21 protein-coding genes are annotated in these 24,758 nt (G+C 40.6%); 14 read left to right on the forward strand and 7 right to left on the reverse strand.

Annotated elements, in window-relative coordinates:
• The first annotated feature begins 186 nt into the window (after positions 1-186).
• The 5 genes from ACRYKC_RS10185 (at position 187) to ACRYKC_RS10205 (ending at position 5,374) form a co-directional block, all read left to right on the forward strand.
• Positions 187-1,419: a sugar ABC transporter substrate-binding protein gene (locus ACRYKC_RS10185; RefSeq protein WP_433806627.1), complete on the forward strand. Its 1,233-nt coding sequence runs from the start codon at positions 187-189 to the stop codon at positions 1,417-1,419.
• 74 nt (positions 1,420-1,493) lie between these two features.
• Positions 1,494-2,378: a carbohydrate ABC transporter permease gene (locus ACRYKC_RS10190; RefSeq protein ID WP_433806628.1), complete on the forward strand. Its 885-nt coding sequence runs from the start codon at positions 1,494-1,496 to the stop codon at positions 2,376-2,378.
• 19 nt (positions 2,379-2,397) lie between these two features.
• On the forward strand, positions 2,398-3,228 hold the full coding sequence (locus ACRYKC_RS10195; RefSeq protein WP_433806629.1) for a carbohydrate ABC transporter permease: 831 nt from the start codon (positions 2,398-2,400) through the stop codon (positions 3,226-3,228).
• A 63-nt stretch (positions 3,229-3,291) separates the two neighbouring features.
• Complete coding sequence (locus ACRYKC_RS10200; protein WP_433806630.1) at positions 3,292-4,281, forward strand: LacI family DNA-binding transcriptional regulator; 990 nt, start codon at positions 3,292-3,294, stop codon at positions 4,279-4,281.
• Positions 4,282-4,462: 181 nt separating this feature from the next.
• On the forward strand, positions 4,463-5,374 hold the full coding sequence (locus tag ACRYKC_RS10205) for a DMT family transporter (RefSeq protein WP_433806631.1): 912 nt from the start codon (positions 4,463-4,465) through the stop codon (positions 5,372-5,374).
• 62 nt (positions 5,375-5,436) lie between these two features.
• Here ACRYKC_RS10205 and ACRYKC_RS10210 read toward each other — a convergent pair whose 3' ends face one another.
• From ACRYKC_RS10210 to ACRYKC_RS10220, 3 genes are all read right to left on the reverse strand, one after another.
• Positions 5,437-6,795 carry a glucoamylase family protein gene (locus tag ACRYKC_RS10210; RefSeq protein WP_433806632.1) on the reverse strand — a complete coding sequence of 453 codons (1,359 nt, stop codon included), beginning with the start codon at positions 6,793-6,795 and terminating at the stop codon, positions 5,437-5,439.
• A 403-nt stretch (positions 6,796-7,198) separates the two neighbouring features.
• Positions 7,199-8,140: a nuclease-related domain-containing protein gene (locus ACRYKC_RS10215; RefSeq protein ID WP_433806633.1), complete on the reverse strand. Its 942-nt coding sequence runs from the start codon at positions 8,138-8,140 to the stop codon at positions 7,199-7,201.
• 224 nt (positions 8,141-8,364) lie between these two features.
• Entirely contained in the window at positions 8,365-10,098 is a 1,734-nt protein-coding gene (locus ACRYKC_RS10220; RefSeq protein WP_433806634.1) for a glycoside hydrolase family 13 protein, read from the reverse strand.
• 281 nt (positions 10,099-10,379) lie between these two features.
• Here ACRYKC_RS10220 and ACRYKC_RS10225 point away from each other — a divergent pair, with 281 nt between their 5' ends.
• From ACRYKC_RS10225 to ACRYKC_RS10250, 6 genes are all read left to right on the forward strand, one after another.
• Positions 10,380-11,678, forward strand: a complete 1,299-nt coding sequence (locus ACRYKC_RS10225; RefSeq protein WP_433806635.1) for an extracellular solute-binding protein — start codon at positions 10,380-10,382, stop codon at positions 11,676-11,678.
• A 78-nt stretch (positions 11,679-11,756) separates the two neighbouring features.
• Positions 11,757-13,046, forward strand: coding sequence for a carbohydrate ABC transporter permease (locus ACRYKC_RS10230; RefSeq protein WP_433806636.1), 1,290 nt, complete (start codon positions 11,757-11,759; stop codon positions 13,044-13,046).
• A gap of 1 nt (position 13,047) precedes the next feature.
• Entirely contained in the window at positions 13,048-13,890 is an 843-nt protein-coding gene (locus ACRYKC_RS10235) for a sugar ABC transporter permease (RefSeq protein ID WP_433806637.1), read from the forward strand.
• Positions 13,891-14,045: 155 nt separating this feature from the next.
• Positions 14,046-15,086, forward strand: coding sequence for a LacI family DNA-binding transcriptional regulator (locus ACRYKC_RS10240; RefSeq protein ID WP_433806638.1), 1,041 nt, complete (start codon positions 14,046-14,048; stop codon positions 15,084-15,086).
• Between the two features lie 173 nt (positions 15,087-15,259).
• Positions 15,260-16,264 carry a YecA family protein gene (locus tag ACRYKC_RS10245; RefSeq protein ID WP_433806639.1) on the forward strand — a complete coding sequence of 335 codons (1,005 nt, stop codon included), beginning with the start codon at positions 15,260-15,262 and terminating at the stop codon, positions 16,262-16,264.
• Between the two features lie 97 nt (positions 16,265-16,361).
• On the forward strand, positions 16,362-16,817 hold the full coding sequence (locus ACRYKC_RS10250; protein ID WP_433806640.1) for a hypothetical protein: 456 nt from the start codon (positions 16,362-16,364) through the stop codon (positions 16,815-16,817).
• 103 nt (positions 16,818-16,920) lie between these two features.
• Here the strand turns inward: ACRYKC_RS10250 and ACRYKC_RS10255 are convergent, their stop codons facing one another.
• The 3 genes from ACRYKC_RS10255 to ACRYKC_RS10265 form a co-directional block, all read right to left on the reverse strand.
• The gene (locus tag ACRYKC_RS10255; RefSeq protein ID WP_433806641.1) at positions 16,921-18,426 is read right to left on the reverse strand and encodes an S-layer homology domain-containing protein; all 1,506 of its coding nucleotides are present in this window, start codon (positions 18,424-18,426) and stop codon (positions 16,921-16,923) included.
• 152 nt (positions 18,427-18,578) lie between these two features.
• Positions 18,579-21,350 carry an alpha-amylase family glycosyl hydrolase gene (locus tag ACRYKC_RS10260; protein ID WP_433806642.1) on the reverse strand — a complete coding sequence of 924 codons (2,772 nt, stop codon included), beginning with the start codon at positions 21,348-21,350 and terminating at the stop codon, positions 18,579-18,581.
• A gap of 145 nt (positions 21,351-21,495) precedes the next feature.
• Complete coding sequence (locus ACRYKC_RS10265) at positions 21,496-22,074, reverse strand: YdcF family protein (protein ID WP_433806643.1); 579 nt, start codon at positions 22,072-22,074, stop codon at positions 21,496-21,498.
• A 241-nt stretch (positions 22,075-22,315) separates the two neighbouring features.
• On the opposite strand from ACRYKC_RS10265, the gene ACRYKC_RS10270 reads away from it, so the two are divergent.
• The 3 genes from ACRYKC_RS10270 to ACRYKC_RS10280 all read left to right on the forward strand — a co-directional run bounded on the left by ACRYKC_RS10270 (position 22,316) and on the right by ACRYKC_RS10280 (position 23,534).
• Entirely contained in the window at positions 22,316-22,525 is a 210-nt protein-coding gene (locus ACRYKC_RS10270; protein WP_085028987.1) for a YkvS family protein, read from the forward strand.
• Between the two features lie 99 nt (positions 22,526-22,624).
• Entirely contained in the window at positions 22,625-23,143 is a 519-nt protein-coding gene (locus tag ACRYKC_RS10275) for a hypothetical protein (protein WP_433806644.1), read from the forward strand.
• 127 nt (positions 23,144-23,270) lie between these two features.
• Positions 23,271-23,534, forward strand: coding sequence for a hypothetical protein (locus tag ACRYKC_RS10280; protein ID WP_433806645.1), 264 nt, complete (start codon positions 23,271-23,273; stop codon positions 23,532-23,534).
• 95 nt (positions 23,535-23,629) lie between these two features.
• Here ACRYKC_RS10280 and ACRYKC_RS10285 read toward each other — a convergent pair whose 3' ends face one another.
• Entirely contained in the window at positions 23,630-24,691 is a 1,062-nt protein-coding gene (locus tag ACRYKC_RS10285; protein ID WP_433806646.1) for an LCP family protein, read from the reverse strand.
• Positions 24,692-24,758 lie beyond the last annotated feature (67 nt).

Raw genomic sequence — 24,758 nt, forward strand, 5'->3', positions numbered from 1 at the left:
GAATAAAATATAATTGCAGTATAAGTGTGTAGTGTTTATCCGTCAACCTATAAGTTCCTCCTGTTTAAAAGGTTTTTCTATAATTTTTGAAAAAATTCAGGAAAGTAGTTGAAAGCGGATACAAATTAAATTATAATGCAGTTATCGAAACGTTTCAATTAAAAATATCGAAGGGGTGCTTTTTCAGTGAAGTGGAAATTATTAACCTTGTTATCTGTACTCGTTTTATCTATGGCACTTGCGGGTTGTTCAAACAGCTCATCATCTGAAGGGGATGAAAACACCGTTACTGTGTGGGCGATGGGGGAAGAAGGTAAAAAACTTCAGGAGTTTAGTAAAAAGTTCGAAGAAAACAATCCTGATCTGACCGTAGATGTACAAGCTATTCCTTGGGATACGGCACATGACAAATTACTTACAGCCGTAGCCTCAGGGAACGGGCCGGACGTTGTCCAATTAGGAACAACCTGGGTACCAGAATTTGCTGAAGCTGGTGCACTGAAAGACTTGTCTGAATACATGGAAGACTATCCTAACTTTGCAAAAGAAAACTATTTTGATGGTTCTGTAACGTCGATGGAAAATGGCGATCAAGTTGTTGGAATTCCCTGGTATGTAGATACGCGTGTGATTTACTACCGTACAGACTTGTTAAAAGAAGCCGGCTATGAAGAACCACCAAAAACATGGGATGAGCTGAAGGATGCGGCAACGAAGCTTGCTGATCGTGGCGAAGACTCTTATGGACTTGATATCGACCGTAATGACCAGTCTACACCGTTTATCTTTGCGTGGCAGAATGGATACGAAGCTGATGTGAAAAACAAAGAATTGAATCTAGATTCTCCGGAATTTAAAGAAGCGATGGAGTATTATGCAAGCTATTTCGAAGAGGGATTAAGTCCAACTCAGGAAGGTGTAGACATTGTCCAAGCCTTTAAAGCTGGTTCTAAGCCGATGTTTTTCAGTGGTCCATGGATGATTAATATCATCAATGATCAGGCTCCGGATCTTGAAGGGAAATGGGCGACTGCTGTTATGCCTACAAAAGAAAAAAATACATCCATGATGGGCGGCTCTCTGCTTTCTGTATTTGAAAGCTCTGACAATGTGGAAGGTGCAATGAAATATATTTCCTTCATGACAGATGTAGAAACGCAAATGGACTGGCTGGAAGAATCCAATACGCTTCCTTCCCGTACAGAAGCATGGGAAAAACCAGTAATGCAAGAAGATCCGAATTATGCGACATTCGGTAAACAATTAGAAAACACGAACCCAGGGTTACAGACTGAACACTTTGAACGAATTGCTCAAGAACTCCTTGCTTCGATTGAACGAATTACCGAAGGCGGAGCTGACTTAGATAAAGAACTGAAAGAGTTTAACCAAAAAGCACAAGAGATTATAGAAGATTAAACATTAGCTGATGATGGGATGAGCGATCATTCCATCATCTTTTATCCATGTCACGTTCAGATAGGTGGTTTTCCATGAAACAATTTAAAAACAGACACCCGTATATGTTTATTGGACCGGCTGTCCTTTTGCTCTCTTTATTCAGTCTAATTCCAATTGCCATCGCTTTCGTTATCAGTTTTACCAATATGGATTTAAAAGGATTGGCAGACTGGTCATCCATTACGTTCATCGGCTTCGAAAATTACAAGGATTTATTTTCAGACAGCACATTTATCAAATCGATTTATAATACGCTGTTCTATGTTGTGATTGGTGTGCCGCTGGTTATCATTTGCTCGCTGTCAATCGCACTGTTGTTGAACTATGGAACAAGCTGGATCTTCAACACGTTCAGAGCTGTATATTATATGCCTTCCATCACCAACATCATCGCTGTGGCGGTCATTTGGGGATATCTATACAATACTGAATACGGTTTGTTCAACTTTTTGCTTTCCTTTCTTTCTGTTGAGAACGTTCCCTGGTTAGAAGAGCCGACGATTGCGAAAATATCGTTGATTCTTCTAGCGGTATGGAAAGGGATCGGTATTAACATGATTATTTTCTTAGCTGCTCTTCAAGGAATACCGAAATCCTACTATGAAGCAGCGGAAATGGATGGAGCAAGCCGACTGCAGGTCCTTTTCAATGTAACATTGCCGCTCTTGCGGTATGCGACCTTCTTTGTGACTGTAACAACATTGATCGGATGGATGCAATTCTTCGAAGAACCGTTTGTCATGACGGACGGCGGACCATTAGACGGAACGATCTCGATCGCTCTCTTCATCTATAAAGAAGGTTTCCAATTCAGTCAATTCGGCTATGCCGCTGCAGGATCCTTTATATTGTTTGCCATGATTATTCTAGTTACAGTGATTCAATTCAAATTTAGAAAATCAGATACGGAATATTAAGAGAGGGGAGTAGAAGCTTATGGCTGCAGCAACGAAGAAAAGCAGGCTCGAAAAATCGATTGTCATTTTCATTATGGTTGTAGGTGGAATCCTCGTTTCGATTCCGTTTATCTGGATGATTTCGAGTTCCTTTAAACCGGAAAGTGAAGTACTGGCCATTCCGCCAACAATTATTCCGGACAACCCAACGATTGAGCATTATATTGAATTATTTACCAATATGAATTTCGCTGTTTACTTAAGGAATACGTTAGTCATCGTAATATTCTCGTTCTTAGGTTTATTATTTAATGCCATGGCCGGATATGGTTTCGCAAAATACGACTTTAAAGGCCGGGAGAAAACCTTTTATATCGTCTTGGCTACCATGATGATCCCGGGGCAAGTCACGATGATACCTGTTTACCTTTTGCTCAATTACATGGGGCTGACGAATACAATGACAGGGATCGTTCTCCCTGGATTAGCCGTTGCCTTCAGTATTTTCTTATTCCGTCAGTTCATGACGACCATTCCAGATGACTTGATTGAGGCGGCAAGACTCGATGGAGCGGGAGAGTTTTATATCTTCTTCCGACTGGTCGTTCCGATTGCGAAGCCGATCTTTGCCGTCCAGGGAATCTTGACATTCATTGCCGGCTGGAACAGCTTCCTATGGCCGTTGATCATTGCCAATGATGAAAGTTTATATACGCTGTCTGTCGGTCTATCCTTACTACAAGGGCAATATGCGAATAACTTTGCCTTGCAGATGGCCGGAGCTGCATTCATGGTCGTGCCGATCATCATTATCTTCGCCTTTTTCCAAAAATACATTGTCGAAGGGTTTACGATGTCCGGACTTAAATAGAATCGAAATCGAATAAAAACTGTTACAATAAAATTAGGTAACCCTTATAGAGGGAGGATTTCAATGGCTACGATTAAAGATGTGGCTAAACGAGCGGGAGTCGCTGTATCGACCGCTTCTTATGCCTTGAACGGCAATGAAAAAGTCAGTGCAGCTACAATTGATAAAGTTCTGAAAGCCGCAAGAGAGTTAAATTATCAAAAGAACGGTTTTGCTTCCGATTTGAAGCGGACCAAAACGAATACGATCGCTTTAATTCTTAGTGATATGTCTGGACCTTATTTTTCCGAGTTGATTAAAGGGGTACAGGAAGTGACGGCGAACAATCAGTATGACTTGATTGCCTGTAGTTCTGTCGGCGGGGACAGGTCGACAGCAACGAAATTTCTACGTGAGAAGCGCGTGGACGGAGCGATCATATTAGCAAACAATATCTCGACACAAGTGATTGAAGAATCTGCAAGAGAAGACTTTCCGATTGTAGTCTTAGACCGTGATGTTGAAAATCCCTATGCCATCCACGTGGAAGTCAATAACCGCCAGGGTGGTTATCAGGCAACGGAGTATTTGATCAAAAAGGGTCATAAGTCCATTAGCTATGTGAGCGGTCCAATAGATTCTCATGATAACCAAGAGCGCTTCAAAGGTTTTATGGACGCTTTAAAGGATTATGATGTTCCTTACCAGTCTCGACTGAAGATCGGCGGGGACTTCACCAGAGATGGCGGATACCGGGCAACCAAGATGCTGATTGCTCAGCAAAACTTACCAGATGCGATCTTTTACGCCAATGATGAAATGGCCATTGGAGGTCTTCAAGCATTTAATGAAAAAGGAATTGGAGTCCCGGATGATGTATCGATTGTCGGCTTTGATGATATTCAACTTTCTGAATATGCCAATCCCCCGCTGACGACGATTAGGCAGCCGAAGTACGAGGCTGGAGCACTATCTGTCCACATGATTTTTCAGATGCTTGCTGGTGAAAAAGTAGAAAGAAACTATAACTTATCTACTGAGTTTATAGAACGCTCTTCTGTAAAAGAAAAATAAAGCAAACCCGGTAGTTCTTTATTGGATTACCGGGTTTGCTTTATTTTAAGCTCCTTTTAAACAATGAAAACATCCAAGTGAAAAATCTGATCCTTTAATCTTGCATCTTTTTCTAATGGAAGATATTCAATCATACTATTATCTGGTAGCATACAAGAAAAGACTGGTTAGGGGGATGAAATTGGACAGTAAATCATCGCTATTCTTCATTGCTTTAGGTGCCTCTTTATGGGGGATTATCGGTATTTTTGTAAATCAATTATATGAAATTGGATTCACCCCTATCCAGGTTGTAGCTATACGAGTTACAACGGCATTTTTCTTTCTAGTTATTTATGTCTTAAGTAAGAACCGTCATTTATTCAAGATAAAATTAACGGATAGCTGGTATTTTGTGGGTACTGTTATTATTAGTATTGTTTTATTCAACTTCTGCTTATTTAGCGCTATGGAAGAAGCGTCTATATCGATCGCATTTATATTACTCTACACGGCTCCAGCTTTTGTTACGGTTTTTTCGTGGTTATTTTTTAAAGAAGCTTTGACAGGGCGTAAGATAAGTGCGTTAGTGATCACGCTTATTGGGTGTTCCTTTGTCATAGGAGTGCTGCCAAATGTGAGTGCATCTATTTCTTTATATGGGTTTATCCTTGGTCTTGGATCAGGGTTGTTTTATGCTCTTTACAGCATTTTTGGAAAAGCAGCCCTCCAACATTATGACTCTCTCACCGTTACTCTGTACACGTTTTTGTTCGCGTCGGTGGCCATCTTGCCGTTCAGTGGATTAGCTGCCAATGGGCATTTATTTTCAAGTGTATCCGTTTGGGGATTTATTATTGGATTAGGGTTTTTTTCAACCATGCTGCCCTTTATTTTATATACGAAAGGGCTGCAGTACGTAGAGTCCAGCCGTGCATCTATTATTGCGACGATTGAACCTGTAGTGGCTTCCCTTGTAGGGTTTTTAGTTTTCAATGAAACTTTGACAATATGGCAGTATGCAGGGATGATACTAGTCCTTTCATCTGTCATTCTCGTACAGGAATCTAAGAATAAGTACGAACAACAATTGCTTGAAGAAGTAAAAGCATGAATCATTCATTAAAAAGGCGCTTCACAAAGGAAGCGCCTTTTTGTAGGACAATACCTAACCAATTATTTTATAGAAAACTCTTCTTTTTTCAAAAGGTCTTCAGGTGTTTTTCCGATCTCAGATTGATGGAAGTAATCTCTGATTACACCATCCTGCAAGTAGTTGATAATAGAAACCATCGTCATCCCTTGATCGAGTGCAAGATATGCATTTGTCACTTCCCCTGTTTCTACGTTTACAGAATCCAAAAAGCCATACTTACTATAAGTGTCGAAACGTTTCAATGTGTGAATATTCTCGAATGCTTCCATCGGTGTATACTCAAGGGCAAGGAATGTAGCGTGCGGTGTCACGGTGCCGTCAGCTTTGTATCCATCCATTCCAAGAGGGGTAGCAGCAAATTCAGAGTATCCGTCTGGAGTTGCGGCTGGTGACATGCCCCATGCTTCATAACCTTGCTCTTTTGCGTACTCGATCTGAATTTCAGCATGCCGCTGGTTGTTTAGCCCAAGGGCATCTTTACCAAGTTCTTTTTCTTTTAACACAAGTTGAGGCATAAGTGCTTCAAACATGCTGCCTCCCCAGCTTGGTACATACTTTTTACCGTTGTAACTGTAGTGGCCTTCAAAAACCTCTACACCATCATAAGTGGTCGTGTATCCTTCAGGTGTTTGCTGCTGCCAATCCCAGCTTTCCGGCATAGTACGGAACATTTTCCACCAGTGCTCTTTAGGGACATCGCCTTTACCAATGGCAATGTAGCTTGCGACACGCGGTTCTGTATAGAATGCACCGTAATGGTGAGAAGTATAGCTTTCTGCTGCAACATCATAGCCGCCTCTCATTTGCCCAACTTCAGGTGTGTAAAGCTTAGAGTAGTCCATGTTCTGAACAAGTGCATTGGACTGTTCGAACAACTCTGGATAGGCTTGTCCTACAACGACCAAGCCTGCAGACAGCCATCCATTATCGACGGTAGAAATAAACTCTCCCCAGTCTGTATAGAGTGAACCATCAGAGGTGTTGTACCAGTTGTAAAAAAGTCCATTCCACTTTTTCATATCTTCGAGGGAATTCAATGTTGTTTGGATTTTATCAATCGATTCTTCGCGGGAAATCAGTCCAGCTTCATCAGCGGCGATTGTACTCATCATGTACATTCCAATATTAGTGGGCGAGGTGTGTTTTTGCGCGGTCATTTCACCATCTTCGTTGTAACGGACAGCGTCATAAGTAAGGCCGGTTTCTTCGACTGTGAACTCTTCAAAATATCGATACGTTTTCTTTGATACCGCTTTCAATTGTTTTGATAAAGCAACCTCTTTTCCTTTTGATACGGCAAAAGACGAGACAGGGAATACAGTGCTTATCGCTAAAATAACAGCTAAGAACAAAGTCGTATACTTTTTCAATACATTCACTTCCTTTTTATGATTTGGTGAAACGTTTCAATTATTAGTTTACAGAAAATGAAACCTTAGATAAATAATGTAATAGTAGGAAATGTGATACTATTCAGATAGTTAGAAAGTTGGTGATGGATTATTGTTTCACCAATAATGGAGGTCACAAGGTGAATCATATCCAGCCATACATAGAAGAATTGGAGAGTTTCCTGCACTCACAAAAAAGAAGGATCATGAGTGATTTTGGGAAGACACACTCTGAATTTAGTGAAAAGCCCTCAGGTCATCCAAAATATGGATGACCTGAGGGCTATTCGTGGTTTATCGGCTATTTAGGATAAGATTTCGGCGAACGTTGATATATATCGACGTTCGCCGATTTATTTCAGCGGAAAACACATTCATATCAGCAATCCAATCAAATTAAGGTTTTTAAATAGTATTTCCTGCCTTTATTTTTCCCTTGCTGTTCTAACGATAAAGCTTGTAGGATTCTTTTTGTAACTGATGATGAATCAAGACGAAGAAATTTCTTTGCTTTTTCATTAGTAATTTCATCCCCGAATATTAACCTGTAATCCTTCAAAGCTTCAATATGTGCCTGCTTGTCTGAACGTCTGCACTTAGGACAGTACCATGTTCCGTGATGTCTCTGTAAAGGTGCGTAGCTGCATGAACTGCAATAAATGCCTGTTTTCACATCAGAAGGTTGAACATCGATTGTTTTTAAATAGTTGTAAGAAAGTGGATGATGAAATTTTAAAAGTGCCGTTGATATTTCTTGGAGTTCAGTTGTGGAAAGAGAAGTGGGGAATTGGAGAGTATCCAATTTATTAATCTTTACTGGTAGGTCGTACGTTCGAATGACTATGTCGTCTTCTTGAGTGTTTGATCGAATCACACATAAGGGGTGGCTGTTCGTAACGAGGCAGTAGATAGAGGGGGAAGGAAAAGAATGGAGATGAAGCCATTTCTGAAGTTGGTTTTTATGGCGATTTACTTGATGAATCGGATTATCAAACCCTTGATGATCATCTCTGATTAACTGTTTATCATCATAATATAAGGTGCCTGCCATATATTTTGCTTCAATGAGAAGGATCCATTCTCTAGTTAGGATAAGCGCGTCATTCTGAAAGTAGTGGGTACCATCCCACAGTCGTAAATCGTAAAAAATCAGCTGCTCATTGGTACAAAAGGAGAGCGGATAATTGAGAGCCAGTTCACCTTTTCGTCCCGCAAGTTCCGAGCCTAATCTTTCTTTAATGAGCGTGTAGTTAGGATGAGTATTTACTAGTCTTCTTTCTAGTGCTTCTAATTGATTTAAGCTTAAGGAAGTTTCTCGCTCTTTAATAATCATAGAGTCAACACCTTTCTATATTTAATAGTTAGGCATTAAAAGTCTTAAATCCTTCGTAAGAAATAATTTTGAGGAGTATCACAGATATCTACTTGAAAAAGGAGTTTTTTAGTCCGAATATCAGCGATAAATTACTTATATCAGCAAAAGAAGATATATAGGCGATCGCTGATATATATCGGCAATAAACGAAATATATCAGCGAATCGCCAAGTAAAACAAAGTTAAATTTCAATCACGGCATATCCATAAGCAGGAAGTTCTACAGCAGCCCCTTTCACATCTGCCTTCTCACTTAGAAGAAGAGCTTTTCCTACTGTTTCTTTGAGAGTTACGTCTTTTTCTTCTTCCGTTGCATTCGCTACAAATAATAGTGATTGTTCGCTAGAGTCTTTTTGATAAACAAGCACATCATCACCATAGTCCTTGAAAGATAGACGAGCATTGTTTCCGAAAGCGTGCTGAGATTTACGCAGGCTGATCAGGTTCTGAACGAAAGAAAACAGTTCAAGGTCCTGCTTATCCTTATCCCAAGCCATACATTTCCTGCAACCTGGGTCTTCTCCACCTGTCATGCCAATTTCATCCCCATAATAGATACAAGGAGTCCCTTTATAGGAAAGCTGGAACAAATACATCAGCTTCACAGCTTCCTTATTTCCATCTGCATAAGTGAGAATTCTCGGAGTATCATGGCTGTCTAGAAGGTTGAAGGCCACTTCATTTACATTCTCCGGGTACATATGCTCCACATGGGAAATTTGATTTTTAAAGTGTTCCAAACTGATCTCACTATTAAAAAATTTCAAGACAGCATTCGTGAACGGGTAGTTCATCACTGCGTCAAATTGGTCACCTTGCAGCCATGGCATCGAGTCATGCCAAATTTCTCCGAGGATATACGCTTCAGGTTTTGTCGTTTTCACAACGCGGCGGAAATCTCTCCAGAAGGCATGGTCGACTTCGTTTGCAACATCGAGACGCCATCCATCGATATCAAATTCCTCTATCCAGTAGCGCGCAACATCAAGAAGGTATTGTTTCACTTCTGGATTTTCCGTGTTTAATTTCGGCATCTCTGGAACAAAACCAAAGGTATCGTAATTTGGTTTCGGTTCTGTTTTGGCCTGTTTATCCCATAAGTGAAACCAATCATAATAATTTGATTTCACACCGTTTTCCAATACATCCTGGAAAGGGGCGAAGTAGTATCCGCTATGGTTGAAAACGGCATCAAGCATCACTCGAATCCCGCGTTCATGGCACGCTCTCACCAGTTTTCGAAAGGTTTCTTTATCTCCGAACTGTGGGTCGATCTCCATGTAATCGATCGTGTCATATTTATGGTTGGAGTAGGCTTTAAAAATTGGCGTGAAATAGATACCGTTTATGCCAAGGTCTTCAAGGTGGTCTAAGTGATCAATGACCCCCTGGAAATCTCCACCGAAGAAACTGTCCGGCTTCGGATCTTCACTTCCCCATGGTAAGGTGCCTTCAGGATCTCTCGATGGATCTCCATTGCCGAACCTTTCGGGAAAGATTTGATACCAGACCGTATCTTTGACCCATTCAGGAGCTTGGAAGACATCCGCTTCATTCATGAAAGGAAAGCAAAAATGATAGGCAATATCATCGACAGGAACCTTTTCATAAAACCCCTTTTCGTTATAATTCCATTCTTCCTCATGATCTTCTAATAAGAATGAATAACGCAAACGTCGGTATGGTGGTTTCAGTGATGTGAACCAATAATCGAAAAGCTCATCACTTCCGCTTTTCTTCATTAGCTGTGTTTCATATTGCCATTCTCCATCTTCCCACACGTAAGGGTCTCCGTGAACGAGCGTGACAGTTTCTAAGTCATTCTTTTTCGTACGTAAGCGAATATGGATCGTTTCTCTATCGTAAGCATAGGCAAAATTGTTTTTAGCCCGGTGGTAGATTGCTTCTTTTAACAAAATTATCATCCCTTCTGAACAATCGCTTGCACAAAAAAATTAAAGTTTATCTTTCTATAATTAAAGTAATGAATAATGGGTGTGAAGTCAATAAAAATAATGGAAGCGGTTTAAATACTATGATGATAGATTTTAAATAAATATAGAAATTTGTCAGAAAACGCTTGCAAAAATAATGTGGGTTTGTATAATAAGAATCAAGAAATGTGCAATCGTTTTCACTAACTTTTGCATTTGTTCACGTCTAACGTGAAGTGAAAATTTTAAGGGGGAACTTATTGATGAAGAAATGGTTAAGTGTTTTATTCGTCGCCTTTCTTGCTGTGGGTTTGTTGGCTGCCTGTGCGCCTGATCGTGAAGAAGAGGCAAGCTCAGGAGGATCAGATAGTGAAGGAAATTCATCTTCTGAAGATGGCATGCCAGAGAAACCTGAAAAACTAGTAATCTGGGAAGATAAAGAAAGAGGAGTCGGGCTTGAGCCTGCCATTGCTAGTTTCGAAGAAGAATATGGAATTGAAGTAGAATATGAAGAATTAGATATGGCTAGTGACATGCGTGAACGTCTACGTTTGGACGGTCCAGCTGGAACGGGTCCAGATGTTTTGACTATTCCACATGACCAAATCGGCCAGTTAGCTACTGAAGGTCTTCTTGAACCATTACAAGTGGATAGCTCTGTAACAGATATTTATACTGAAGCTTCTGTACAAGCACAGACATATAATGGAAAATTATATGGTCTACCGAAGTCTACAGAAACTCCGGTTTTCATTTATAACAAAGAACATATGCAAGAAGTACCAGAAAACTTTGATGAGCTTTTCGAGTTCTCTAAAGAGTTTGCTGGTAAAGAGAAATACGGTTTCCTAGCTCTTTGGGACAACTTCTACTTTGGTAACGCAGTCATGGCTGGGTATGGCGGTTATGTATTTGATCGTGCAGACGGTACATTAAATCCACAGGACCTTGGATTAAGCAATGAAGGTGCTGTTGAAGGAGCTCAATATATTCAAAAATGGTATGAAGAAATCTTCCCAAGTGGAATTGTTGGTGAAAGTGGCGGATCTGCTAAAGACGGTCTTTTCCAGGATGGCAACGTAGCCTCTATGATGGATGGTCCTTGGGCTTATCAAGCTTTAGATGATGCAGGAATTGATTTTGGTGTAGCTCCACTACCAAAACTTCCAAATGGTGAATATCCACAAACGTTTATTGGAGTTAAAGGGTGGCACGTTTCTGCAATGTCTGAGAATAAAGAATGGTCTACGAAGCTTGTAGAGTGGATTGCTAATGAAGAAAACGCGAAAATCCGCTTCGAAGAAACAGGTGAAATTCCACCAGTTAAATCTCTAATCGAAGATCCGATTATCGCTGATAACGAAAGAGCATCCGCAGTTGCAATTCAATCTGAACGTGGTGTTCCAATGCCTAACATTCCTGAAATGAGTGAGGTTTGGGAGCCAATGGCACAAGCACTGCAATTGGTTGCTACAGGGAAATCTTCTCCTGAAGATGCACTGAACGAAGCTGTAGAAACCATTAACAAACAAATTGAATTGAATCACTCCGGTAACGAATAAACGGGCGAGGCGGCACCCGGACCAAAACGGGTGCTGCTTCTTTTTTAAAGAAGAGCAAGGAGAGAAAGGAGCCTGAACATGGGGGAGAATGAAAACCAATACCAGTCAAATCATAGAAAAATAGCTTTAGCGCTATCGATTATTCCAGGGCTCGGACAGATCTATAATAAGCAGTTGATTAAAGGGATAGTCTTTCTCATTTTGACAGCATCTTTTGTCATTGCTTTTAAGGATTTAATCCAGTTCGGATTCTGGGGGCTAATCACTCTTGGAATCGATCCCGCATATGACCATTCCATTACGCTTTTGGTAGAAGGGATCTTGACGGTTATCGTCACCATACTAGGATTTGGGATTTACATTTTTAACTTAAGAGATGCTTTCAAAGTGGGCAAGCAGAGGGATAGGAATGAAAATCCGAACTCGATTCGTCAGCAATATCACAATCTGGTCGGAGCAGGATTCCCATACTTAATGATGACCCCAGGATTTTTACTGTTAATCTTTGTTGTTATTTTCCCGATTCTTTTCGTTGTTTTACTGTCGTTTACAAACTATGATTTATACCATTCACCTCCTGCAAGTCTTGTAGACTGGGTCTGGTTCAAAAACTTCATTGAAATCTTCAGTATTCCAATTTGGCGTGAAACATTCTTCAGTGTTTTAGCGTGGACGGTTATTTGGACGTTTGGGGCAACTACTCTTCAAATCGCTTTAGGAATTTTCTTAGCCGTTCTGATGAATCAAAAAGAAATTAAGTTCCAAAAAATCTTCCGTACAATTTTCATTTTGCCCTGGGCAGTTCCAGCATTCGTTTCCATTCTAGTTTTCGCTGGTATGTTTAATGAGACGTTTGGAACAATTAACAATGATATCCTTGCCATTTTTGGATTAGGTGACATTCCGTGGTTAACGAATCCTGTTTATACAAAAATTGCTTTGATTATGATTCAGACATGGCTTGGCTTTCCGTTCATTTTTGCCATGGTTACAGGAGTCCTTCAATCGATCCCGAATGAGCTGTACGAAGCGGCTGAAGTGGATGGAGCTACAATCATTCAGAAGTTCAAAAATATTACGCTTCCACTTGTCCTTTATGCCACAGCACCGATCTTAATTACGCAATACACGTTTAACTTTAATAACTTTAATGTAATCTTCCTTTTCAATGGCGGAGGACCTGCAGTACCCGGACAAAACGCAGGAGGTACAGATATATTAATTTCTTGGATATATTCCTTGACGATGACTTCTGCACAGTACGGAAAGGCTGCAGCTATCACGATGATTCTATCGTTAATCGTTATTACTGTCGCGCTATGGCAGTTTAGAAGAACGAAATCATTCCAAGAAGAGGATATGATGTAATATGAAGAGAAATAGAGGAAAAACACTACAGCTGACGTTGTCTTATCTAGTGATTGCGGTTATGTGCGTGATTATCTTGTATCCTATTTTGTGGATCGTCGGGTCTTCTCTTAACCCAGGGAACAGTTTATCCGGGTCATCAATGATTCCGACGGATGCAACCTTCAAGCACTATAAGGAATTATTCAACCCTGCAGAAAGTGATTATTTAATTTGGTATTGGAATACATTGAAAATTTGTATTCTGACCATGGTGCTTTCGGTCATTCTTGTTTGTTTAACAGCCTATTCTTTTTCAAGGTTCCGTTTTATCGGAAGAAAGAATGGACTGATGACATTCTTAATTCTTCAAATGATCCCGAACTTTGCGGCGTTGATCGCAATCTACGCTTTGGCTAATTTGACTGGGTTAATCGACACACACTTGTCACTCATCCTTGTTTACACAGGTGGAGCGATTCCGATGAACACGTATCTAATGAAAGGATATTTAGATACAATTCCAAGAGAGCTCGATGAATCTGCGCGAATGGACGGAGCGGGAAACTTCCGGATCTTCTGGCAAATTGTTATGCCGCTTGCAAAACCAATGATTGCCGTTATCTGTTTGTTTACATTCATTACGCCATTTACAGATTTTATCCTGGCGAGAATTCTTCTGCGTACGGATGAAAAACTTACCCTTGCCGTTGGTCTATATGAAATGATTTCAGATCAGTTTGGTAATGAGTTTACGTTGTTTGCTGCAGGTTCTGTGTTAATCGCTGTTCCAATCTCGATCCTTTTCTTATCATTGCAAAAGTATTTCGTCTCCGGTTTGACAGCGGGAGGTACGAAAGGATAATCTTTTCCAAAGTAGGAAGCGGAATGTTCGTGAACATTCCGCTTCCGCTTATTAAACATTCTCTTCAATTAAAAAGAAAATAGTTTAAAAAAACTGTATGAATAGTATTATTAGGCTACAATAGAAGATAACGTTTTCAATAGAAGGTGATCGTAATGGGAGTGACAATTAAAGATGTGGCAAAAGCGGCCGGAGTAGCCCCGTCTACGGTATCCCGTGTTATCGCTGACCATCCGAGGATCAGTGAAGCTACAAAAAAACGGGTAAAAAAAGCGATGAAGGAAATGGGCTATCATCCGAATGCCAATGCAAGAAGTCTGGCGAACCGCTCGAACCAATCGATCGGTGTGGTTATGCCGTCTAGTGCGGATAAAGCTCTCCAAAACCCCTTCTTTCCAGAAGTTTTACGGGGGATAAGCGGAATTGCACATAAGATGGATTATTCCCTGCTTCTTGCTACAGGTGAGACGGGGGCGGAAATGCTCGAGGGTGTAGAGCGTATGGTTTACAGCAACCGAGTGGATGGCATCATTTTGCTATACTCGCAGATTGATGATCCAGTCGTTAACTTTTTGCTCGACCAAAACTTTCCTTTTGTTATCATTGGAAAACCATCAGAGCGTATCGACGAAATTACGCACGTGGATAACGACAATGTCAGTGGAGGAAGAGAGATTACGAAACACTTAATCAGCCTTGGCCACGAACGCATTGCCTTTATTGGCGGGTCGACGGACCTTATTGTAACGGTCGACCGGATGCGTGGATATCAGATGGCTCTAGAAGAAGCGGGTCTTCCGTATTTGGATGAATACAGAGTTCATACGGAATTCCTGAAGTCAGGCGGACAACAAGCGATGAACGAATTATTTGCCCTGCCTGAACCGCCAACAGGCCTTGTCATCGCCGATGATCTTATGAGCATTGGTGTTGTGAATATGCTGGAAGAGTGCAATAAGCGGGTGCCGGATGATCTCTCTATCGTAAGTTTTAATAACGTCTATTTATCTGAGATCACACGTCCACCGCTAACTACTGTCGACATTCATATTTATGAACTAGGTGTTCAGGCAGCTAAATGTTTAATAGCAAAAGTAAAAGACAAATCGGAGCCTGCGAAACGTATTATCGTTCCGTTTGATATTAAATATCGCTCCTCCACTAAAGCAAACGAAGCACCTACCCGTAACATCTAATCCAACGGGCCAGGTGCTTTTTTGTTTGTAAATGAGTTGATGAGGGAAAATCTGTCACCTCAGGTCATCCATTATCTGGATGACCTGAGGTGGATGTTTTTTCTTTTTTGCATCTGCAGCTAATTTTAGTTACTCTATAAGTTGATGTTTTAAGTTATAAGAGGAGAATTGTAATGAGTAAAGTAAAACGAAACGGGCCATGTCCTTGCGGCAGCGGTGATAAATATAAAAAATGCTGTGGACGCTTGAAAGGGGAAGAAGTGACCCAGGAGCGTGTCCATGAACTGCTAAATGAACAATATACTAACTTTATGGAATATATTGCAGAGTTCCACACGGACGCAGCGCCAACAGGCAAAGCAAAAACAAAGGAAAAGCAGATGGAAGAAGCATTCAACATGATGAACGAAGTATTTCTTCGTCAAAATAACGGGAAGACGGTATTTGAGGAATACCTTGATGAAAAAGGAAAGGATACTATTCCTCAACCAGCCAAACCTTCGGTGACAGCATGGGCGTCATTGACGCCAGGTCTTTATGAAGTTGAAACGATCGAATCAGAAGAAATCGCTAAAGTGAAGGACGCCTTCTCAGGCTCCCTATACGAGGTAAAGAGAGACGGTATTCCATTAATAGATGAAAATGTCCCTGACAATCCTTATGTGATGGGGATTCTAATGAAGTGGGGGGCGATGTTCAACTTCATCCCTTTGGCTATTCCAAATCATTCTTCCTTCTTTAAAGCGTTCAAGAGTAAATTGGAAAATGGAAACCATTCCGAGTCTTCCAGTCAAAACGAACTTGAGCAAAACTTTATGAGTTACATGAAGAAATGGATTCATAGTGATCTTGATCAAAAAGATGTAGATAGCAAACCTACAACTGAGAAAGATGATGTATTGGAATTACTGGGTGAAAATATTCCATCAGACGTTCAAGCATCTACATCCTACACAAAGCTTCGTGAGCTATGGAACCAATATAAAGACGCATACCAGCCGAAATACCGAAAGCCGTCCGTTTTTTCAGCGGCTCTAGAATATTTAATGACTGGAACGGGATATTTTGCTTACAATCACTCTGTAACCAAAAAAGCAGTCGCAACGAAATACGGTGTGAGCCCTAGCAGCATGAATCGTCGATTAGATGAACTAAAAGATTTTGCTGAAAACAAGTGATTATGCTTAAAGCCTGAATCCATATTGGATTCAGGCTTTTCTAAATTTACTAAACTCTGCATAAGTTATACAACTAGGGCAGAGGAGGGGAAGTGGTTTGAAAAGCTCAGCAAAATGGGTCCCCATTGTCGGTGTACTGGCAGTCATCCTAGCTGTATCTATTTTTATTTACGTTCAAACAAGTCCAGGCCATCAAGCGAAAGAAGCTGTGGAAGCTTTTTATACGTTTGAACAGAAGGGCAAATTTTCTGATTCATGGGAGTTGCTTCACCCGCTTATGAAAGACAAATTCTCGGTTGGTCATTACATACAGGACAGGGCTCATGTGTTTATGAATCACTTTGGTGTCGAGACTTTTACTTTTACCATCGGTGATTCAAAAAAATTAAAGGATTGGAAGATGGAGAAGGGGGCAAAACCTTTACAAAACGTATATGCCTTTACCGTCATCCAGACTTTTAAAGGAAAGTATGGTCATTTTGATTTGCATCAGAACGTCTACGTAGTGAAATCTAAAGATAACTGGCAGGTGATGTGGGATTATAAGAAATAATTCTATCTTGAATTATACTGGTTAATATAGATATGTTGGAGCGTACTTATACTCTATATAAAAAAGCAAAAGAGGATGCCCAATCCAATGAGCATCCTCTTTATTATTCCAGACCAAGATAGTTTTCCAGCGAATCAATTCGATCCTCTGAATTTGCCAATTCACTGAAAGGAACCCGCGTATTTCGACCCATGTTTTCTAACATCTGGTCCATCAGCTCAGGGCTGTCCAAATAATAAGGAGTACCAATACGCTCTAGCTCCATTAATCCTTGATCGACGTCTGAGATTCCGCGTTTCGTAGTCAGGGATATCTCATAGCCTAGTTCTTCTAATACTTTTTCCGTTGTCTCGTTATAGGAGCCGTACGGATAGGTGAATAGCTTAGGTTCATAACCCAGGTGTTCTCTAATCTGGTTATGAAGCTTCAACGTATCCTCACGGAATCGCTTGGCATGCTCGGCTGTCGTTTCACCTTCCAGCGGTAATACCCCTTGACCAAATCCATTCTCATCAGCAGGCGTATGGAGGTTAAAGGAATGGTTTTGAATATCAACGTGCCCGCTGTCGACCATTTCCTTTGCTTCTTGCCATGAAAAATGAGGAAGGATTTCGTATTGATCTCCGATAGAGGTGTATCTTCCTACACTCCAGCCAATAATCGAAATGATCGCTTCCATATCTAATTTTTCGAGTATCGGATAAGCGTACAAATAGTTGTCCCTGTATCCATCATCGAAGGTAATCATAATCGGATTTTCAGGAAGTTCTTTATCTCCGTTTTTGTAGGCAATCAACTCTTCAGACGTAATCGTCTCATATCCCATAGCTTTGACATAAAGCATGTCCTCATAAAACTTCCTTGGTGATATCACTATGGAGTTCCAATCGTTTTCGTTTTTAGAAAGGCTGTGGTACATCAAAACTGGAACTTGAGTCATTTTAGACGGGGGAAGAGGCTCTTCCTCTTCGTCGGTTGTGCCGTCTGAGTTCTCTTCAACACGGAAACTTTCATTTAAAATACGAGCTAAAAATGTAGAAAACTCTGCCCTTGATACGTTTCTTGATGGACGGAAGGTATCGTCCTCATATCCAGTCGTAATGTTGTGGCTTAATAAGGCATTCACATAAGGAAAAGCCCAATGTTCTGAGGAAAGATCTTTGAATCCGTCCGATTCGCCGCCTTCCAGGTTATAGGCACGGATTAAAATAGCGGCGAGTTCTGAACGCTTCAGATGAGCATTCGGTTGGAAGGTGCCATCTTCATAACCTGTGATGATCTCTTCTATGGAAGCTGCTTTTATGTAATCCTCTGCCCAGTGACCATTCACATCAGGAAACATATCTCGGCTAGGCAGAGATTTTAAATCAATGTCCAGCTCACTTATGATAACTTTTGACGCTTCCGCACGGGTAATCGGTGCATCTGGTTTAAAAGATCCATCAGGATAACCATCTAAAATCTCTTTTTCTATCAAATAATCGATTTCTTCATTTGCCCAGTGGCCCTCGGTATCTGTAAATTGCTCAGCAGCCTTAGCATACGAAGGAAAAAGCACTGTCATTAGCAACCAAAACGTAACAATCAAGTACCAGGTAATTTTTTTCATATGTATCCCCCAAAAATTATACTCCAGTCCTTATTATGAGACATGATTATGGTTATTTCTAGTAATTTCCTAAGATTTCATATGAAAATATGAAAAGCTTATGAAAGATTTATTATAATAAATAACCGTCCCTTTCAAAGGGACGGTTATGGTTATGCGGCAGATTCACTTGCAGCGTTTACTGGCACTACCGTTACTTTTGATTCTGACTGTGGGTCAAAAATGAAAATATAGTCTCCAGTAGTTTCAGGAGTAAAGCTCAAGTTGCCGCCCTCGAGCCATTCTCCGTCGCGCACATATTTAAATTCAACTGTTTCTCCAGCTGTTAGAGCAATTGGTCCGCTTTTCCAAAGATTATCTGACTCGTCAAAATTGAGCAGGTAACGATCACTTTCCCAATCTAACGGAGCAGAACCTCTTAATACGACCTTTGAATATTTTTGCTCTTCACTCGGTGCTTCTTGACGCAGTTTACCTTTTACATTAAAAATCTGAATCGTGTTCTCCTGTAAACTTACATCAAGAGAGCCTTTATGACTTTTCACTTTTTCATCATTTAAAAGTGAAGTCAGCTGGACACGGTTTGGTGTGTTCTGATGATACAAATCAAAGATGTCCAGGCTGCGGGCTTTTTCTCCTTTGTTGATCGTAATTAGCACATGATCTTGTGGCAGCTTACGTTCAAAAACAATGACATCATCGTCAGAATAGATCGCATTAAATTCTCCGTGGGTGAGCGCTTTATGATCTTTTCTCATATCGATAAGTTTTTCGTAATAACCTTTTAGGTCGAGGTTTTGTTCAGATTCATCCCAAATCATCATTTCTCTATAGTAGCGGTCTTTCCATTCGGAAACTTCCTCATGGTTTCCACTTTGTGAAAGACCGACTTCATCTCCATAGTAAATGATTGGTGCCCCAGGTAAAGCAAATTGAAGAGAAGCAGCCATCTTCAAGGTTTGAGTATTTCCATCCGCTTCATATAAAAAGCGCGGCATATCGTGACTGTCAAGGAATGTAGCTGGAACGAACTCCTCATGGTACGCTTCATTGATTGTAGTTAAAGAATCAGCAAGCTTATTCATACTGGAATCGTTCATAAACGCATCATAGATGGCCGATTGTGTTGGAAAATCGATCGCACCATCTAATTTTCCTGTATAAGAAGTAATGGTCTCCAAATTATCCCAGACTTCACCGAAAATAAATGCATCTTCATTCAATTCTTTTACCTTGTGGCGGAAGTCCACCCAGAAGCTTTGGCTTGGTCCCTTGGCATAATCAAGGCGGAAGCCGTCGACACCGATTTCTTCCATCCAGAAAGGAACGACTTCATTAAGCATATAGTTTCTTGTTTCTGGATTATCGTTATTCAACTCAGGCAATTCCTTGACGCCGTAAAATGTTTCATACTCATTTGGCCAGTTCAGGAACGTGTACCAGTCAAAATAAGGGCTTTCTTCACCTTTCTCCAACGCATCCTGGAAGAATGGGTGCTTGCTTGATGTATGGTTTGGCACAAGGTCATAAACGACTTTGATGTCTCGCTCGTGTGCTTCGTCCACTAGCTCTTTCATTAGTTGGTTGCTTCCGAAACGTGGATCGATGTTCATGAAATCGGTCGGATGATAACCGTGAGAGTAAGGGCCTTCATAAATAGGGGAAACCCAAATCGTGTTGACTCCAAGCCCATCAATATAATCGATCTTTTCTAATACACCTTGTAGATCTCCACCCATCCATCCTTTCAGTTGTTCATCGTAAGGCATTGAAGGGTCGACAGATGTATTGTTCTTCTCACTGCCATCACGGAAACGATCGACGAAAACCTGATAGATGATAGACTCTTTTGCCCATTGTGGAGACTCATAATCCTCTACATAATAAGCAAATTCTGTTGCTTCATCTGAAGTTAATGCATTGTTATCAGCAAATTGAGAGCCTTCACCTTCAGAATTCCACACATCTATTTTATATTTCACGCGTGTTTCGTTCTTTTGTTTAGGAATGGTTCCAGTCATTGTCGTTGTTTTTAATTCATTTTCATTAGCTTCTGTGTCCACAACTTCGAGGGAAGCCGTTTTTCCGTTTGATGCTTTCCCTTTCTTTCCATCAGGAGAAGAACCGTCTGTTGTGTAATAAATTGCCCCTTGATCTATAGGACCGTAATGTTTCACGGTTACGTTTATTTCAACTTGGTCGTGTTTATCGGGGGTGTAGGGCTCATGATTGAAATCATGTGTAACGTCTTGAGCTACAGGGATCGTTTCCCACTCTGTAACCTGATCTTGATAGCGTTTGTTATCTGCAGTAAAGGTAGCTGTACGCGGTTCTTCTCTTACTTCCTTGTACGGCTCTCCACTTAAACTGTAAAAATAGGAAAGTGTCTTACCAGTTTCACCAGTAACCATTATTTCATAAGTACGGTCACCAATTTTTTTCATAGGACTGACTTCATAGTTGAAATTGTTTTTGTTGGAAGCTACTGTGGGGATGATCCACTCCGGCGTGTTTTCCGGAACAGTAAGTTCTAAAGTCAGGCTGCCTGTGGCACTGTTTGCCAGGCGAACATCTATGGTACGTTCATCTTCGGGATGAAAGGCAAATATGTAACTTCCATCCTGGGGAGGGGTAAAGGTCAAATTGCTGCCAGGCATCCAGTTCCCGTCATAGACAAACTTGTATTCAGTTTTCTCTCCACCTTCTAATTCAATAGGGTTACTTAGCCACAAACCTTCCTCTTCATCATATTGTAATGGATGATCATTTGAGCTCCAGTCCAGGGGATCTGCACTTCCGCGAAGAACAACAGACTCATACACCTTTTCATCTGCATGAACCTTTTGTTCTGTTTGTGCAAACGGTTGCGCAAACGACAAAAATAAAAGCGTCAAACCGATGAGCCAAATCCAATTCTTCTTCATTCAAGCACTCCTTGTTTTCAGAATTTTGTTGCAATCGCTTTCATAATATAAGATGATAAGACTTCTGTCCATAGGACTAATCTAGTGGTTCCTGATTAGGTTTTCCACTAGATTAATAGATCGAATGAACTGTTAAGCTGTTCGCTTAAACGAATAATAAACGCGGCCAATAAGCAATCATTTTCACATACTCCGTAAAAACGGTTTTTGTCTCCCTTTCTGTCAGTCCATCATTCGGATTAAAAAAAGAGTCAGCAAAGGAGTAGGAAAGCTGAATGTCGCTCTCATACACCCTATCAAATGTCATCTTCGTTCGCCGCGCATGATAATCACTCGTAACTACGATCGCTGATTTAAAATTGTGCTCTTTCATAATCTCTTTTGATAAAGTAGCATTTTCAAAAGTGCTTGTTGCTTTCGGTTCCTCAAGTAAGTCTTGTGTGGGTATACCTCGCTCGGAAACCGTCTCGACTTTCGTCCAATGTTCTGTAGAATTCGTTAAGATGATTTTATTCGCTCGCTCATCCTTGTAAAGTTTTACGGCTTGCTCCAATCTCTCCTCTCCACCACTTAAGAGGATAATGGCATCCGATTTCTCAGGGCTGCTTTCCGCTTTTAAATATTCTGGGCCCAGGATGAATAAGGTAATGACGAAAATGATGAACAGAAAAAGGAATGACATGAATGTAGAGAGAATTACTTTTTTCGTTTTTAACAAAGTCAACGGTCTTATCTTCCTCTCTGCTTGCTTGATTTTATGTAAAACATTGGATAAAGTTACATTAACTCGAAAATACCATTTTTAAACGTTAGAATCCACGAAAATGCACCCTTATCACTTGAGTTTTTGTGTCGAATGAAGTAACATATTCTGTAAACCTTTTATGTGAATTGTTTGTCAATTTCATATAGGAGGGATTCAACATTTACGTTGAAAATTTGTTGTAGAGGAAGGGTAGGAAGATATGATACAGCCTGATGAAAAAGTAGCGACCCCTGGCCAAATTGTTAGCTTTGAACGAAATGACATTACGTTTACAGGAAAAGTCATTCCTAGTCAATGCCAGCGGTCAGTAATTGTTGATTTAACTGTAATGGATAACCTAGATGAAATTGATTTCGAGTACGATCGTACAGTCGTCGCTCATACGAATTATCGAATTATAGAAGAATAACTTTACGAACCCTCTCTTTTTCTGTAAAAGAGAGGGTTTTTTGCTTTTATCCTTCCTGTGATATACTTATTTTGGAAAAAATGCAAAGGAGAACGTGATTTGAAAAAAGCCGCTCTTATTTTAGTCGTCGTTTTATTGATTTTGGCAGGATACATTGGTTATTTGTTTTTCTTTAAAACTTACGATACAGCTGATCAGGAAGTAGATCAGTTGGCAGAAGGAGATTATAAGCTGTCACTACCCCAGGATACCGGTTCGTCCAGTTTTAGTGAAGAAGAAATTGTAGAGCCTTATCGTAAAACCTACAAAGAGTTGATTGGAGAAGCTGAAAGCCGAATTGATGGAATTGTAAGTGAAGCGGAAAAGGAATTCGTAGAGAAAAAGCAAAGCGGAGAAGATATCTCTTACAGTTACTTTTTTAATAAGTATACCTCAGCAGCGGATCGACTCGAAGCAAGTACGGATGAAGCATTTGAAGAAATTTATAAGCCGATGAAAACTCGGCTGGAAGAGCAAGGATACGAAAGCGAGGCCGCTGAAGATTTAAAGAGAGAGTATCAAGAAACAAAGAAAGGCTGGCGTGACAGCTTAATGCGGTCGGCTAAGGAATCGTTTTAATCGGATCGGATAGTTCAATAGACCGTTTTCCAAAAGTTCAAATATAAGATAAGATATAATAGTACAGGATAGGGTGATGTGCTAAACACTTCAATAAATAAAGAGAGTGTTGAAAGGATGAAGTGGATTGGCACAAATAACGAGACTTTTTTTGGACCAGGACGAGTTGTCGATCTTTGGACGGTACAGTGTCCGGTTGGATCAGACGATCGTTATTGAACCTGTAAGGCAATTAACAGAAACTACATTTAAACGAATTATGGACACAAAACCAACCATATCAAAAATCCGAATTAAAAATCCGGATGTGAAGCCTTTTCTGGAGTATCCAGGCCCTTACACATTCAAAAGGGTGCATGGCGTGTTGGTATTTACTCGCAGTGTTTCATAAAGACAGAGAGAAACAAACAAAAGGAATCTTCCCAAAATGGGAAGATTTTTTTGTGCAAAAAAATCCACCGCTCTTAAATAGAACGGTGGTTAGGATCAGTTAGTTAGCGACGGCTCCTCACTAGAAGAATATTGACTGCTGCTTGAGTCTTCACCTGTACTTGCTTTCAATCCAAGGGCATTCTTCAAGTCATTTTTCACTTTTGTCAAACTTTCCTCATCAGGGACGAAATAATAGAGTCCGTCCTCCAAACGTTTATTTTCTCCTTCGATATTAAACGTTTCTGTCTGTGCTTTCTCAGAAGAAAATGTCTTCTGTATAGCAAAAAGTTCTTGTGGTGAGAGATTGGTTTTTACATTTTTACCAAGGATATCAGCAATATCTCCGGCTTTGAAAAGTGTACCAGCGGAAATCGCTTCATCGATCGATGCTTGGATGAATTGACGCTGACGCTCATCCCTCGGGTAAGTGAGATTGGCTTCGCGTTTCCTCATTCGAACAAAAGCTAAAGCTTCCTCTCCATCCATTTTCATTGGTCCTTCTTCAAATTCAATCTTTTTATACCAGTCAAGGCTGCTTCGCTCCCAGAATGGCTCTTTGACATCGATCGTTACACCGCCTAATAGATTAACAATTTCAGTGAATCCATCAAAGTTTACGGTTGCGAACCGATCGATCGGAATGTTCAAGTAATTTTCAACGGTTTCAACAGTCAGTTTTTCACCGCCATATCCAGAGACTTCTCCGAGAGAGTAAGCGGCATTGATTTTATGCTCCCCAGCATAATTTTCCCCAACTTTAGATGCTGGGATCTCTACTTTTGTATCACGGGGAACACTTGTCATCGTGATTTTTTTCGTTTCAGGGTCTAGGGTCATGACAATCTGCGTGTCTGCTCGTCCAGCCTGACCATTGGTAGAGTAATCTTCTATTCCCATAAGCAGGATGGATATTGGCTCATCCCCGATATCAACGGCTTCTTCTCTTAAATCTGATTTATCGCCACGCCCAAGGTCCTGAAAGGATGCCGTGTACACTTGAGAGACGTAATAGAATCCGCCTCCAATTAGCATGGCAAGCAATAATAGGAGTGTCGCCACTCTTCTTCTTCGTTTCTTTTTATTTTTTCTTCTTACACGTATTATACGTTTGCCCATATTATGAACACCTCAATTTACTAACCTCTCAAATTAATATTCTAACACATATGAAAACACCCATACG

The sequence above is a fragment of the Halobacillus sp. A1-3 genome, from assembly GCF_050971765.1.
Classification (GTDB): Bacteria; Bacillota; Bacilli; order Bacillales; family Halobacillaceae; genus Halobacillus; species Halobacillus mangrovi_B.

Excerpts from the sequence above, each read along its gene's own strand:
- ACRYKC_RS10240 (WP_433806638.1), top strand. The coding sequence starts at position 14,046 with ATGGGAGTGACAATTAAAGATGTGGCAAAAGCGGCCGGAGTAGCCCCG.
- ACRYKC_RS10285 (WP_433806646.1), bottom strand. The coding sequence starts at position 24,691 with ATGGGCAAACGTATAATACGTGTAAGAAGAAAAAATAAAAAGAAACGA.
- ACRYKC_RS10225 (WP_433806635.1), top strand. The coding sequence starts at position 10,380 with ATGAAGAAATGGTTAAGTGTTTTATTCGTCGCCTTTCTTGCTGTGGGT.
- ACRYKC_RS10190 (WP_433806628.1), top strand. The coding sequence starts at position 1,494 with ATGAAACAATTTAAAAACAGACACCCGTATATGTTTATTGGACCGGCT.
- ACRYKC_RS10195 (WP_433806629.1), top strand. The coding sequence starts at position 2,398 with ATGGCTGCAGCAACGAAGAAAAGCAGGCTCGAAAAATCGATTGTCATT.
- ACRYKC_RS10270 (WP_085028987.1), top strand. The coding sequence starts at position 22,316 with ATGATACAGCCTGATGAAAAAGTAGCGACCCCTGGCCAAATTGTTAGC.
- ACRYKC_RS10215 (WP_433806633.1), bottom strand. The coding sequence starts at position 8,140 with ATGATTATTAAAGAGCGAGAAACTTCCTTAAGCTTAAATCAATTAGAA.
- ACRYKC_RS10255 (WP_433806641.1), bottom strand. The coding sequence starts at position 18,426 with ATGAAAAAAATTACCTGGTACTTGATTGTTACGTTTTGGTTGCTAATG.
- ACRYKC_RS10235 (WP_433806637.1), top strand. The coding sequence starts at position 13,048 with ATGAAGAGAAATAGAGGAAAAACACTACAGCTGACGTTGTCTTATCTA.
- ACRYKC_RS10245 (WP_433806639.1), top strand. The coding sequence starts at position 15,260 with ATGAGTAAAGTAAAACGAAACGGGCCATGTCCTTGCGGCAGCGGTGAT.
- ACRYKC_RS10230 (WP_433806636.1), top strand. The coding sequence starts at position 11,757 with ATGGGGGAGAATGAAAACCAATACCAGTCAAATCATAGAAAAATAGCT.
- ACRYKC_RS10260 (WP_433806642.1), bottom strand. The coding sequence starts at position 21,350 with ATGAAGAAGAATTGGATTTGGCTCATCGGTTTGACGCTTTTATTTTTG.
- ACRYKC_RS10200 (WP_433806630.1), top strand. The coding sequence starts at position 3,292 with ATGGCTACGATTAAAGATGTGGCTAAACGAGCGGGAGTCGCTGTATCG.